The sequence below is a fragment of the Vibrio sp. V30_P3S12P165 genome, from assembly GCF_009904905.1.
Taxonomy (GTDB): domain Bacteria; phylum Pseudomonadota; class Gammaproteobacteria; order Enterobacterales; family Vibrionaceae; genus Vibrio; species Vibrio fujianensis.
This window is the reverse complement of the sequence record NZ_WXWH01000043.1, coordinates 14,360-27,811: the sequence shown is the minus strand read 5'-3', so window position 1 is coordinate 27,811 and position 13,452 is coordinate 14,360. Positions and strand designations below refer to the sequence as shown.

Here is a 13,452-nt window from a genome sequence, read left to right as displayed (position 1 = left end):
GTAGACAGACTTAACCCGTTACGCTCACAGAAGACACGCTGGGATAAATGACTGGATTGGTATTTTTCAAACAGGGTTTGCCATTCTTGGTCGGTACGTCGTTTTGCCATTTCAGATCTCCTTATGGTTGGAGATTTGATCGTATAGTGTGCTGAGGTTGATTAGAATACGGTGTTTGTGATGCGCTTACGATTTTCTGACATTTTCCTTGAAGAAAATCTTCGCGAACAAACCAATTCCGATGCAGAGTTCAAACGTATTCGAGATACACATACGGACTATATTTCGATTCATGACTTCCCACCGAATGCTGAAAGCATTTCCTCAGAATACCCAGCATTCAAAACACGCTTTGATAAGCACGTGGATACGTTTTTCCATGACATACAGCATTACCGCCGTGTACTTTTTATCCTCAACCTCGAAATGGCTCCAACAGAGCGTGACTACACGGACGATCTAAATACCTTCCAAAGCAAACTCCCCGTCTTGCGCAAGATTCTCGACACACTCTGTAATAATGAAAATAACCAGCTATTAGTCGTCACCTACCACAAGACATTATTATCGCTGAAAATTCCCCGCACACATATTGTGCTGAAACACAGTGAATGGAAAGAATTCATGCGCGGTGCCGAATTGGAGGCATGGCAAGGATGGCTTGATGGTATCACTATCGCTGAAGCATCGCGTACGTATCGACCCGTGTGATCTCAATTTTAGGTGAGTTGTCAGCCACTACATGTATTTACTAAGGACGTACCGATGAAAGCAACACAAGATAGAATAGACATCGTTAACATTGAAAACGGCCAACCAATGCTTTGCCGGATCCCTTTCAACCAGATCCTCGTAGACCCGAAAGGTGATGCTTATTTATGTTGCGCATCACACATCAAAAACATATCCGCTGTGGCAGGAAACCTTATTGAGAAAGATGGCTTGGAGATCTGGAACAATGAGATATACAAAGCATTTCGCATGTCCTTTGTTGATGGGAGTTTTCGTTACTGTAAATCAGAATCGTGCTCAGCCGCTGCCAACAGACACGAACCAGAAAAACGGTTGATGATCCATACCGTTGAAGAGATAAACGCCGACCCTGAACTCGCCGCTAGTAACTTTGCTGAATTTTGCCAATCGCCGGATACTTTCGATGGATCGCTGATGCGCCCTCCTACCCGTTTGTATCTCGGCATGGACCTTAGCTGTAATTTGAAATGCCCTTCATGCCGCATTAAACTTATCTCTGAAGACAGCCAAAACGGCCGGTTAGACAAGCTGTATGCCAACCTCAGGAGCTTGACACCTGGCATCGAAGACTTGGAGTTAGATGGTGCTGGTGATGTATTTGCCAGTAGTTGGTACCAGAAGTTTCTAAAGCATTTTCCGGAAGACGACTTCCCCAATTTAAAGCAAATAACAGTGCGTTCTAATGGGCTGCTGTGGAATGAAAAAAACTGGTATCGCATCCACCCTTACTTTCGGTCAAAACTGATTTATGCTTGCATCACCGTTGATGCCACCACTCCCGATACATACAAAAAAGTGCGGGGCGGGTGCTTCCATACGCTCATGGAAAATCTTGAGTTTGTTAAGAGCCTATATAATCGAGGTGAAGTCGGTGCTATTACCTTGGTGATGGTATATCGGAAAAGCAACTATCAGGAGATCCCTGACTTCATTGAAATGGGGCGGACGATGAACGCTGACTACCTCGTTATCCATCCCCTGCAACCGTGGGCAGAATCTTCCTATGTTCTTAACGGGCAGTATAACGACGAAGCCATACATTTGAGCAATCACAAGGAAAACAGTGTATTTAAATCATTTATTGAACAGAATGGCGTTAAGGCTGGGAACATAGGCCGGATGTTTGTCTATTTTGCCTAGTTGACACCAGTCGCTGAAGTGGTAATTAAATAATGAGCGAAAAAGTAAGGGAGCTAACTCTGTACTCGAAGCTCTAAAACCGTGACCAATTTTAGTTTGGTCACAATGCTGACAAGTTTGCTATAGAGATTGCATAAAAGCCTCCATAGGTAATGACTGTTGTTATTATCTAAATGGAAATGATGTCGAGAACCAAGCACTTGCTTCCAATCCCACTTTATGGGACTAAGTACGATGCTTGATAAGATTGATCGTAAGCGTCCCACGATCCCACGGGGCGTTTTAGTGTGAGAACTTCCAAAGAAGAAGTGAGTTGATATCAGGCTCTGGCTTTGCCAGTTCCCTCATACATTTGACCATGTAATCGTAGAGTATCAGTCCGTTAGCTTTCGCCGTCTTGATGATGCTATACAGCAAAGCACTCGCATCAGCACCAAGCGGATTCGTCGAGAATAACCAATTTTTTCTGCCAATAACCAGCGATTTGATTGCGCGTTCCGCTCGGTGTTCCCTATATCAATAGTTTTACTGTATTGCATGGCAACCCGTGGATATTTAAAAATGCTAAAGGTCAGTTGATTACGCAAAAAGTAGCGTCTTCGTTTAAGGTCAACAGCGGACATCTTGCAAAAACAGCGGCTATTTCTGGTTTAGGTTTTGCGATATTACCTAGGGCATTTTGCCAAGCAGAGATACAAGCTGGCATGTTAGAGGTCATCGAGATGGAATATCAGCCTGACGATCTCGTGCTGTATGCTTTTTATGCTTCCCGCCGGCATTTAGCGAAAAAAATTCCGATCTTCATTGAACATCTAAAATATCACGCCAATCTCGTTGCTTGAGAGGCAAACAAATCTGCGATATCCATTTGCATATAGCAGTTTATTAAAAAATGAGCGCAGGATAATTTACTGCGCTCAAGAGAGTTTTCGGTCTTATAGGTGAAAAGTTACTGGCTATAAGTACTTAAAAAACGCTCGAAGCGGCCGATGGCGATTTCCAGATCTTCAACATGAGGTAAGGTCACGATGCGGAAATGATCCGGTTTTGGCCAGTTAAAGCCAGAGCCTTGTACCAATAGCACTTTCTCTTGGATCAAAAAGTCTAAAATCATTTTTTGATCGTCTTTGATGCTGTATTTTTTGGTATCAATTTTCGGGAATAAATACATCGCCCCTTTGGGTTTAACACATGATACACCAGGGATTTGGTTGATCAGTTCCCAAGCGCGATCGCGTTGTTCTAATAAGCGGCCACCGGGTAAGATTAGCTCATTAATACTTTGGTAACCACCAAGTGCGGTTTGAATCGCATGCTGCATCGGTACGTTAGCGCACAAACGCATTGAGGCGAGCATATCTAATCCTGCAATATAGCCTTGAGCAAGATGTTTCGGGCCAGTTAAAAACATCCACCCCCCACGAAAACCACAAACACGATAGGCTTTAGACAAGCCATTAAAAGTGATAACTAATACATCTTCGGTAAGCGTTGCAATGGAAGTATGGGTTGCACCATCGTACAGAACTTTATCGTATATCTCATCGGCAAAAATCATCAATTTATGCTGGCGAGCAATTTCAATTACCTCGAGTAAAAAATCTCGGCTGTATACGGCACCGGTTGGGTTGTTCGGATTAATCAAAACAATCCCACGCGTTTTCGGCGTGATTTTCTTTTTAATATCATCTAGATCGGGATACCAATCGGCTTGCTCATCACAGAGGTAGTGAACTGCCGTTCCTCCTGAAAGAGCAACCGCAGCGGTCCATAGCGGATAATCAGGAGCAGGAACCAGCATTTCGTCACCGTTATTCAACAGCGCTTGCATCGACATGACGATTAACTCTGATGCTCCATTTCCGACATAAACATCTTCCACGTCTAAGCTACGTATGCCACGTTTTTGGTAATATTGTACGACTGCTTTACGGGCAGAATAGATGCCTTTTGAGTCACAATAACCTTGTGAGGTCGGCAAGTTTCGAATGACGTCGACTAAAATTTCATCAGGGGCATCGAAACCAAAAGGGGCCGGGTTGCCGATGTTTAACTTTAGTATTTTATGCCCTTCTTCTTCCATTCTTTTAGCATGTTTAAGTACTGGTCCTCGAATGTCGTAGCAGACATTATCGAGTTTTGATGACATCCCGATATTTTGCATTGCAATGTTCCTAAAAATAATTGAAACCCTTGATTAAATTACACCAAATTGCCTTTTTTTAGAATATAAATCTGACGATTAAAATGTGGCATCGTTGCTGACCAACCAAGAGCGCGGAATTGTTGTCTAGGATAATAATAGATGACACGGTATTGAAAGCCAGCCATCCATCGGGTGACCGACTCTTGCGACTGGTCGTTTACATAGAAAAGCCACAAAAGAGGTGCGGTAACCTTGATTTAAATGGGTTCTCTCAATAGAGTAGCGACTGTAAAATCGAATCTCAGAGTAGACGAGGTCGCTTTGTCTAATTTTTATCAAGCCATTGCTCGGTTGATAGAGCAAATAAACGACGCGAGGGATAACGACGTTCGTTTTATCCAAGAGTTGGCAGGAAAGCCCCCCTTTGCGTTGATCGATTGGCTTGAAGCCCAACCGATATTTCCGAAATTTTATTGGCAATCTCGTGATACCCGTGAAGAAGTGGTCGCTCTTGGTCAGCTGTATACCTTTTCAGATCCTGCGCCTGCTTATGCCATTGTGGGTGAGCATCAACGCATTTGGGGAGGGCGTTCGTTTGATGGTCAAACAGAAAAAAATCCTCGTTGTATGGCATCGTTTTTTTTCTTGCCACAAGTTGAACTGATTCGTTTTGATGATCATTGGTCAATCGCCGCGAATATCAATCAAGATAGACAACGAACCTGTGCGACTTTACAGCGATTACAGCACGAAGTTGTGCCATTGGGGGCAATTTGCAGTGAAGTGATGCAGGTGAAGCACTCTCCGAATCAAGTTGACTGGACTAAGATCGTGCAACAAGCGTTGGATGGGATTGAGCGCTCTGCCTTACAAAAAGTGGTGTTGGCTAGGCAGAGTCGTATCATGCTTAATCAGCCGATTCGAGCTGCTCAGCTACTGAAAGCTAGTGCTTTAGAAAATCATGAGAGTTTTCATTTTTTACTGGCTTTGGATCATCGACATAGTTTTATCGGATCCACACCAGAGCGTCTTTACTACCGTAACGGACAAGAGTTACAAACCGAAGCGTTGGCAGGGACGATTGGACGTGGAGGCGATCCCTTGCAAGATAAACAGCTCGCCGATTGGTTAACGCACGATAGTAAAAATCTCAATGAAAATCAGTTTGTGGTTGACGATATTATTGAGCGATTAACGCCTTATTCTGAACTGGTGAGGGTTGAGCCACAAGCGAATTTGGTTCGCTTGCGTAAAGTGCAGCACCTTAAACGCCGAATTTATGCTCAACTAAAAGCTGGAGTGAATGCGGTACAACTGCTTCGAGCGTTACAACCGACTGCAGCCGTAGCTGGGTTACCTCGTCAAGCTGCGTTGAGTTTTATTACTCAGCACGAACCTTTTGTTCGCGGATGGTATGCCGGATCAATGGGTTATTTTAGCCATCAACAAGCTGAGTTTTGTGTTGCGATTCGCAGCGCATTAGTTGTGGATGACGAAGTGCAACTTTTTGCAGGCGCTGGGATCGTTCCAGGGTCTATTGCCGAGCATGAATGGCAAGAGTTGGATAAAAAAATGTCGACGTTACTCAGTTTAATGACCGACCGTTTACCTTTGGGGCTCTCCTCATGAATCAAGATCAAGCATTATTGAATCGAATTTGGTCACAAACTCTATTAGAAGAATTGGCTCGTTTTGGAGTGAGTGAGGTATGTATCGCCCCGGGATCACGCTCAACGCCACTGACGTTGGAAGCTGCCGATAATGGTAAATTCAACCTTCATACTCATTTTGACGAACGTGGGTTAGGTTTTTTGGCGCTTGGTTTAGCCAAAGCGAGCGGCAAGCCGGTGGCGATTATCGTCACGTCAGGAACCGCAGTGGCCAATTTATTACCAGCGATTGCTGAATCAAAACTGACGGGGGAGCCTTTGATTGTACTGACGGCCGACCGTCCGGTTGATCTCGTTGGATGTGGCGCGAATCAGGCCATTGAACAATCAGGTATTTATGGGTGTCACGTCACGCAATCTATTGCACTGCCTAGCCCTAACGTGAATTTATCCCTCAATTGGTTGTTAACCACTCTTGACGATGCGCTATATCAACAAAGCCAGTTCGGTGGTGCAATCCATATTAACTGTCCGTTTCCAGAGCCGCTTTATGCTTATAATGATCGACAGCTTTATGCCGACTATCTCAACCGTATAGAAAGTTGGCGCAAAGGGAGCGCTCCCTATACGCAACGCCATTATGCTAGCGCATCCATTGCTCCGATAGATAAGCGTATTTTGAGTAAAAAAGGCGTGGTACTGATTGGTTCGGTACGGTTACATGAAGCGCAAGCTGCGCTTGAGTTTGCTAAACAGCTCGGCTGGCCGGTGTTGTGTGATCCCCAATCTGGAGTGAGTAGTGAATGGGCGCATTATGACTTGTGGTTACAAAATAGTGCAGCCAGAGTGCTGCTGAGTGAATGTCAACAAGTCATTCAATTTGGTGCTCGTATCGTGTCTAAACGATTAAATTATTGGCTTGAGCAACGCGTTTCGAGTGGTGAATGTGATTATGCTTATCTTGCTTGGCAGGCCACACGTAATAATCAGTCACATCTCGCTCAGCAGCATTGGGTGTGCGATATGGTAAGCTGGGTAAAGGTGCAGCTCAATACACTGTCTGCACTCAAGCAAACCCATGCTGGCTGGGCTAATGAACTTAAAAATTACGCACGCAGCGTGACTCAATTGGCTCAGTTGCATTTTTCCAATCCGCAGTTAAGTGAAGTGGCATTAGCGCTTGATCTCAGTGAGCGAGGCCAGCTTTGCGATCTTTTTCTTGGTAATAGTTTAATTGTGCGCTTGGCGGATATGTTTACCGCATTCACCCCAAGAGAGGTGTTTTCTAACCGCGGTGCTTCAGGTATTGATGGTCTATTGGCAACGGCATCCGGGGTACAACGCGCATCAAGAAAACCGATGCTCACGCTGCTGGGTGATACTTCATTATTGTATGATTTGAACTCGTTGGCACTGGTTAGAGAAACCCCACAGCCCTTGGTGATTGTGGTCATTAATAATGATGGTGGGGCTATTTTTGATTTATTACCTGTCCCAGAGCAGCAGCGAGAAGCACTTTATCAAATGCCTCATGGTTTACAATTTGAATATGTGGCTAAGCAGTTCGGATTAGCGTATCAAAAACCTGAAACATTAGCGGCTTATCAAGCGGCGATTGAAACACACTTAACGACAGGACAAGGCACTTTACTGATCGAAGTGATTACACCACCGCAACAGGCTGCGGCTCATATTCAACAATTATTATCACAAATCCATGCTTTATAGTTGTACCTCCTCTTTCACTCAGACTCTATCAGCTCGACCGGTACTGGTTTTTTTGCATGGTTTACTGGGCAGTGGTGACGATTGGCAGCCAGTGCTTGAACGACTCAATCAAGAAGCTTGCTTAACGATCGATTTACCGGGGCATGGACAGAGCCAAAGTGTGATATGCCATGACTTTGCTAGCTGCTGTCAGCATATTAAACAGACAATTCTCATCCATTATGATTCATCGACACCAATTTGGTTCGTGGGGTATTCATTAGGTGGACGTATCGCGATGACTGGATGTGCCGAAGGCTGGTTTGACCAACTCAATATCCAAGGACTCGTGGTCGAGGGGGGACATTTTGGGCTGCTTAGTGAGACTGAAAAAAATGCTCGCTGGCAACATGATCAGCACTGGGCAATGCGCTTTAAATCTGAGCCTATCGCTCAAGTATTGGCCGATTGGTATCAGCAAGCGGTATTTTCTTCACTCAATCATGAGCAAAGACAAACTTTAATTCGCTTGCGAAGTGGTAATCTTGGTCACCCGATCGCTAGGATGCTGTTAGCCACGTCGTTGGCCACACAGCCGTACTTGCTGCCTCGACTGATGAACCTGCCTTTTCCGGTTCACTATGTATGTGGGCAACACGATCAAAAATTTCGTCAGCTCGCAGAGCACAGCGGGTTGAGCTACAGTGTTATCGACCATGCTGGGCATAATGTACATCATGAACAACCTGATGCATTTGCTCAGATAGTAAAAAAACGGCTACTTACGCCTGCATGAGGTGTAGGTGACAACAACAATGGAAATTACCATGGCTAAAACAGTAGGCATTTCAGAACAAGAACTTTATGCGCCAGTGGTCTGGCACGATTGTACTGACACTTATCAAGATATTCATTACCACAAATCGCCAGACGGGATAGCTAAAATCACCATTGCACGCCCCCAAGTGCGCAATGCTTTTCGTCCCCAAACAGTGAAAGAGATGATTCATGCGTTAGCTGATGCACGTTATGACGAAGGGGTGGGGGTCATTATTTTAACCGGATTAGGTGACGATGCTTTTTGCTCTGGTGGCGACCAAAAAATTCGAGGTGATTACGGCGGTTATCAAGATGATACCGGTACTCACCACCTTAATGTGTTGGATTTTCAACGACAAATTCGTACGTGTCCAAAACCGGTCATCGCGTCGGTTGCTGGGTGGGCCGTTGGTGGTGGACATGTCTTGCACATGATGTGTGATCTAACAATAGCGGCGGATAATGCCCAATTTGGTCAAACTGGGCCGAAAGTTGGTTCGTTCGACGGCGGTTGGGGAGCTTCTTATATGGCGCGTATCGTTGGGCAAAAAAAGGCGCGCGAAATTTGGTTTTTATGCCGTTTCTACGATGCCAAAGAAGCGTTAGAGATGGGATTAGTCAATACAGTGGTTCCTGTTGTTGACTTGGAAAAAGAAACCGTTCGCTGGTGTCGTGAAGTGTTACAACATAGCCCAATGGCATTACGTTGCCTAAAAGCAGCGCTCAATGCTGATTGTGATGGTCAAGCGGGCTTACAAGAATTAGCGGGCAATGCCACCATGTTATTTTACATGACAGATGAAGGCCAAGAAGGCCGAAATGCTTTTAATGAGAAGCGTCGTCCTAACTTTAATAAATTTCCTCGGAACCCATAAAAAGGTCGGCAACTTGCTAAATATCACTGCGGCGTAGTCGCGGCGGTGATTACTTTTCACAACAAAGGAATATGACAGTATGAGGCGCAGCGCAAAACTGTACCAATATCGATTACCCATGGATAGCGGAGTGGTCCTCCGTAATGAAAAGCTAACAGAACGGGTTGGGTTTATCGTTGAGTTGCATGAAAATGGTCAAATCGGTCGGGGTGAAATTGCTCCTTTGGCTGGATTTAGTCTTGAGTCACTTGAAGAAGCTGGGGCGTTAGCGAAAGAGCAGCTAGCATTATGGGTCAACGGTCAATCGCTATGTTTGGATCGCCTTTTTCCATCGGTCGCGTTTGGCCTCTCTATGGCAGAGTTAGAACTCGCTGATGGTTTGCCGCAAGCTGGTCAGTACCAAGTTGCTCCGTTATGTACTGGCGATCCCGACGAGTTAATCCCACAGTTGAATGCAATGCCTGGGCAAAAGATAGCAAAAGTTAAAGTTGGGCTTTACGAACCGATTCGCGATGGAATGTTAGTGAATCTATTTTTAGAGTCGATGCCTGAACTTTATTTACGATTGGACGCAAACCGTGCTTGGAGTAAAGAAAAAGCGACCAAGTTTGCGCATTATATTACTCCCTCGTTAAGAGGGCGGATTGCCTTTATAGAAGAGCCCTGCCAAATACCAAGTGATAGCCTTTCTTTTGCTATTGATACGGGAATTGCCATTGCGTGGGATGAAACCTTGCAACACGCAATACGCCGTGATGATTTTCAACTTGAGGATTTAACCGGGGTAAAAACGATCGTCATTAAACCCACATTAATTGGCTCAGTTGAGTGCTGTATCGGCCTGATTAACAAAGCGCAGGCTTTAGGTATTCAAGTGGTGATTAGCTCAAGTATTGAATCAAGCTTAGGGTTGACCCAATTAGCCCGTTTTGCTCACGCTCACTTACCGAATGAGATTCCCGGATTAGACACCATCGGCCTTTTTAGCGCTCAGTTAGAGGTTGCTTGGCCGGGATGTGATTTACCGGTAATGCCATTAGATCAGCAAACGTTGGTTTGGCAGTCGGCATGACACCTTGGCAACGACATGATCCACAACGAGTCGCGTTATTGTCGGGGCATCAGCAACTTACTTGGCTACAATTGACTCGAGTGATCAATCAATATGCTCGTTTTTTGCAACAGGCAGGCATGACCCAAGGTGACGTGTTGACCTTGGTTGGGAAAAACCATCCAGAGACGGTATTCTTGTTACTCGCTGCAATGCAAAAGGGAATACTTTGTGCGTTGACCATGCCTCAGCCTATCACCTCATTATGTAATAAACTGGCAACACTGTATGGCGCAGGTCAACCGTGGTTGTGGCTCGCGCCCTCGGCTGGGGTCGCTGAGTCAACCTTATTACAGCAGTGGCCGAAAATAAAACGGTTAAGAATAAACTCAGAGGTCGAGTTTAGCGCGCCATGCCAGCGGTCGTGCTATCAGGTTGAACAATTAGCGACACTACTTTTTACCTCTGGTTCAACTGGTGAACCTAAAGCCGTCGCCCATACACACCAGCAACATTTTGCATCTGCTGAAGGATTGCTGCGAGAGTTTTCATTTACTCAGCAAGATACTTGGCTATTGAGCCTGCCTTTGTATCATGTTTCGGGATTAGCCATTATTTACCGTTGGTTATACTCTGGCGCGTGTTTAAAAATAGGTAGTGGCGATTTAGCGCGAGATATACAAGGAGTAAGCCATGCCTCACTAGTGGCCACTCAACTGAAACGCCTGCTCGACAATGAACAGCCATTGACACTCACCCGAGTTTTGTTGGGAGGAAGTCACATTCCGCCGTTATTAGCTGACCAAGCCGCAGAGCGGGGCATAGATACTTGGTTGGGCTATGGGATGACAGAAGGGGCGTCGACGATCACGGCAAAACGAGTTGACAACCACCCTAGTGCTGGCCATGTGTTAGCAGGGCGAACCATCAAGCTGCACGATAAGCGTATTTACATCGGAGGAGATACCTTAGCGAGTGGTTACTATTATCACAGTCAGTTAACACCATTAAAAGATGCTCAGGGTTGGTTTGATAGTAAAGATTTAGGCTACTGGCAAGAGAATGAATTGGTGATCATCGGCCGAGCAGATAACCAGTTTATCTCGGGAGGCGAAAATATCCATTGCGAAGAAATTGAGGCGATACTTAATCGCCATCCAGCGATTCAACAAGCAATTATTGTCCCAGTTGCCGATGAGATCTTTGGTGCGCGTCCACTGGCGATGATACAAAGTACATTGCCTTTTTCAGTGGCGCAAGGGAATGAATGGTGTGCAACTCGGCTAGAAAAGTTTAAATGGCCCATTGACTATTTACCAATGCCTGAATCACTAATGCATCAAGGTATTAAAGTTTCTCGTCAGGCGCTGAAAGATTGGCTGACCGAGCATTATCTGCAATATCGCACACTGTAGTCAGTGAGATGGTAAATCAGCTTTTTGGCTGTCGCGACAGCCAAACAGGTTAACCGCTCTTATTGCCTGTCACCACGTAATTGGGCCACACGTTGTTGCATCAATTCGGTTGATGCGTCACTGCTGGGAACCGGTTCTCCTACTTCAATTTCAATTTTTGACCATAATTTACGCGGAAAACCAACACAAGCTCGACCTTGGTAGCGGCTGAAGAAGCTGCCCCACAAGCCTTTAATCGCGATTGGAATAACCGGTACGGGGCTGCGTTTTAAAATTACGTCCATCCCACGCATAAATGGATTCATCTCACCATCAGACGTTAAGCGACCTTCAGGAAAAATACAAACCAAGTGTCCTTCTTGTAGCGCTTGTTCAACATGAGCGAAAGCGCGACGAATAGAGCTGCGTTTATTGGCACAAATAGGGATCACGCCAGCGCGACGTAAAAAGCGTCTTAAAATCGGAAGATTAGCGTAATCCTCTTCCATCACAAAGCGAATCAATCTCGGGCAAACGGCACTCAGCAATAAGGCATCCATATAGCTGACGTGGTTACAAACAATCAGTGCACCTCCCTGTTCTGGAAGATGGTGTAAATGCTTATGTCTTACGCGGTAAATAGTATGAGTCAGCGCCCATACCAATAAACGAACCACAAAAATAGGCACCTGTAAGAACAGATAAATGGCGACTAAAAAATTGAGTACCGCCAGTAAAAGAAATAATTGCTGAATGCTGAGTGATAGAAGTGTTAAACAAAGAATACCGAGTAGAGCACTCCCCACCATAAACAGTGCATTGTAAATATTGAGTGCTGCAATCACTTGCGCTCGTTCGGTCGTTTTGGCTCGTTGCTGCATTAAGGCGTAGAGTGGGACGATAAAAATCCCTCCTGATACTCCGAGTAATAACAGATAACTAAACAGGGGCCAGAGTGCGGCATAGCCAATAAAATCGTCAAAGTGAACAAATGCAGGTAAAGTGGCAGGAATACTGCTTGCCATTAAGTATCCGAAAAGGCTAATACCAAAACTGCCTAACGGCACAAGGCCAATCTCAATGCGATGATTTGAAAGTTTATCACAGGCCAATGAACCGATGGCGATCCCGATAGAAAATAGCGCCAGTAGAAATGAGACGGCGCTTTCACCACCATTGAGAAAAAGCTTGGTAAAGTTAGGAAATTGGGTGAGATAAGTCGCGCCTAAAAACCAAAACCAGCTGATCGCCATCATTGCTTGAAAAATGGTGCGATCACTTTTAGCAATTGCAAGTGTTTTGCGTGTTTGTTGTATCGGTTGCCATTGAAAAATCAGGTGAGGATTACTAGCCGGAGCTGAAGGGATAAACCAGCTAGAAATGTAGCCCAATACCGCAAATAGCACAACAGATCCCGCAGCAATCATCAGTGCATGATCCGCAGAAGCAATCACTCCAGCACCAAGCGTACCCAATAAAATCGCTAAAAAAGTACCGGTTTCAACCAAGGCATTGCCAGCGACTAGTTCGTGGGTTTTGAGTTGTTGAGGTAACAGGGCATACTTCACTGGGCCAAAAAATGCTGATTGCGTTCCCATCAGAAATAACATGATCAGTAGTAAGAGATAGTTTTCAGTGATAAAACCGACCGCACCGATACACATAATTACGATTTCAAACAGTTTCACACGGCGAATGAACTCTGATTTTTCATATTTATCAGCTAACACACCCGCTGAGGCAGAAAAGAGGAAAAAAGGAAGAATAAATAACCCGGCAGCGAGGTTGATAAAAAGATGGCTGGAAATCGTAAGAGTATCAGCACTGGCAAATGCAACAAGCAGTAACAAAACGTTTTTAAAAATATTATCGTTGAAAGCCCCAAAAAACTGAGTGATGAAGTAGGGAAGGAAGCGCTGCTGAGTCAACAACGATGACTGAGAATGCGGCATTAGTG

General features: G+C 45.1%; 11 protein-coding genes and 2 pseudogenes. 9 read left to right on the top strand and 4 right to left on the bottom strand.

Annotated elements, in window-relative coordinates:
- On the bottom strand, window positions 1-110 hold a 110-nt coding region (gene tnpA, locus CAG57_RS09585), incomplete at its 3' end, for an IS66 family insertion sequence element accessory protein TnpA (RefSeq protein ID WP_443083777.1).
- 70 nt (window positions 111-180) lie between these two features.
- Between tnpA and CAG57_RS09580 the strand changes: the two genes are divergently transcribed.
- Both CAG57_RS09580 and CAG57_RS09575 read left to right on the top strand, forming a co-directional pair.
- The gene (locus CAG57_RS09580) at window positions 181-711 is read left to right on the top strand and encodes a hypothetical protein (RefSeq protein WP_161427981.1); all 531 of its coding nucleotides are present in this window, start codon (window positions 181-183) and stop codon (window positions 709-711) included.
- A gap of 54 nt (window positions 712-765) precedes the next feature.
- Window positions 766-1,893 carry an SPASM domain-containing protein gene (locus CAG57_RS09575; RefSeq protein WP_161427980.1) on the top strand — a complete coding sequence of 376 codons (1,128 nt, stop codon included), beginning with the start codon at window positions 766-768 and terminating at the stop codon, window positions 1,891-1,893.
- A gap of 282 nt (window positions 1,894-2,175) precedes the next feature.
- Here CAG57_RS09575 and CAG57_RS09570 read toward each other — a convergent pair.
- Window positions 2,176-2,400, bottom strand: a pseudogene (locus tag CAG57_RS09570) (IS66 family transposase); the annotation flags it as partial.
- On the opposite strand from CAG57_RS09570, the pseudogene CAG57_RS09565 reads away from it, so the two are divergent.
- A pseudogene (locus CAG57_RS09565) lies at window positions 2,400-2,735 on the top strand (LysR substrate-binding domain-containing protein); the annotation flags it as partial. The pseudogenes CAG57_RS09570 and CAG57_RS09565 overlap by 1 nt on opposite strands.
- Window positions 2,736-2,842: 107 nt before the next feature.
- Here the strand turns inward: CAG57_RS09565 and CAG57_RS09560 are convergent.
- A complete protein-coding gene (locus tag CAG57_RS09560; protein WP_099610185.1) occupies window positions 2,843-4,057 on the bottom strand; it encodes a pyridoxal phosphate-dependent aminotransferase in 1,215 nt (404 codons plus the stop codon).
- A 303-nt stretch (window positions 4,058-4,360) separates the two neighbouring features.
- Here CAG57_RS09560 and CAG57_RS09555 point away from each other — a divergent pair, with 303 nt between their 5' ends.
- From CAG57_RS09555 to menE, 6 genes are all read left to right on the top strand, one after another.
- Window positions 4,361-5,668 (top strand): isochorismate synthase, encoded by a 1,308-nt coding sequence (locus CAG57_RS09555; protein ID WP_099610201.1) that lies wholly within the window; start codon window positions 4,361-4,363, stop codon window positions 5,666-5,668.
- Window positions 5,665-7,377, top strand: coding sequence for a 2-succinyl-5-enolpyruvyl-6-hydroxy-3-cyclohexene-1-carboxylic-acid synthase (gene menD / locus CAG57_RS09550; protein ID WP_161427979.1), 1,713 nt, complete (start codon window positions 5,665-5,667; stop codon window positions 7,375-7,377). Before CAG57_RS09555 ends, menD begins: the two co-directional genes overlap by 4 nt.
- On the top strand, window positions 7,367-8,152 hold the full coding sequence (gene menH, locus CAG57_RS09545; protein WP_161427978.1) for a 2-succinyl-6-hydroxy-2,4-cyclohexadiene-1-carboxylate synthase: 786 nt from the start codon (window positions 7,367-7,369) through the stop codon (window positions 8,150-8,152). Before menD ends, menH begins: the two co-directional genes overlap by 11 nt.
- 31 nt (window positions 8,153-8,183) lie before the next feature.
- Window positions 8,184-9,050, top strand: a complete 867-nt coding sequence (gene menB / locus CAG57_RS09540; protein WP_099610202.1) for a 1,4-dihydroxy-2-naphthoyl-CoA synthase — start codon at window positions 8,184-8,186, stop codon at window positions 9,048-9,050.
- Window positions 9,051-9,129: 79 nt separating this feature from the next.
- Complete coding sequence (gene menC, locus CAG57_RS09535) at window positions 9,130-10,122, top strand: o-succinylbenzoate synthase (protein ID WP_161427977.1); 993 nt, start codon at window positions 9,130-9,132, stop codon at window positions 10,120-10,122.
- Entirely contained in the window at window positions 10,119-11,516 is a 1,398-nt protein-coding gene (gene menE / locus CAG57_RS09530; RefSeq protein WP_161427976.1) for an o-succinylbenzoate--CoA ligase, read from the top strand. The genes menC and menE overlap by 4 nt, the downstream gene beginning before the upstream one ends.
- A 59-nt stretch (window positions 11,517-11,575) precedes the next feature.
- Here the strand turns inward: menE and CAG57_RS09525 are convergent, their stop codons facing one another.
- Complete coding sequence (locus tag CAG57_RS09525) at window positions 11,576-13,447, bottom strand: MFS transporter (protein ID WP_161427975.1); 1,872 nt, start codon at window positions 13,445-13,447, stop codon at window positions 11,576-11,578.
- Window positions 13,448-13,452: the final 5 nt, after the last annotated feature.

Coding starts and splice junctions, on each gene's coding strand:
- CAG57_RS09580 (WP_161427981.1), top strand. CDS start 181: ATGCGCTTACGATTTTCTGACATTTTCCTTGAAGAAAATCTTCGCGAA.
- CAG57_RS09575 (WP_161427980.1), top strand. CDS start 766: ATGAAAGCAACACAAGATAGAATAGACATCGTTAACATTGAAAACGGC.
- CAG57_RS09560 (WP_099610185.1), bottom strand. CDS start 4,057: ATGCAAAATATCGGGATGTCATCAAAACTCGATAATGTCTGCTACGAC.
- menD (WP_161427979.1), top strand. CDS start 5,665: ATGAATCAAGATCAAGCATTATTGAATCGAATTTGGTCACAAACTCTA.
- menH (WP_161427978.1), top strand. CDS start 7,367: ATGCTTTATAGTTGTACCTCCTCTTTCACTCAGACTCTATCAGCTCGA.
- menB (WP_099610202.1), top strand. CDS start 8,184: ATGGCTAAAACAGTAGGCATTTCAGAACAAGAACTTTATGCGCCAGTG.
- menC (WP_161427977.1), top strand. CDS start 9,130: ATGAGGCGCAGCGCAAAACTGTACCAATATCGATTACCCATGGATAGC.
- menE (WP_161427976.1), top strand. CDS start 10,119: ATGACACCTTGGCAACGACATGATCCACAACGAGTCGCGTTATTGTCG.
- CAG57_RS09525 (WP_161427975.1), bottom strand. CDS start 13,447: ATGCCGCATTCTCAGTCATCGTTGTTGACTCAGCAGCGCTTCCTTCCC.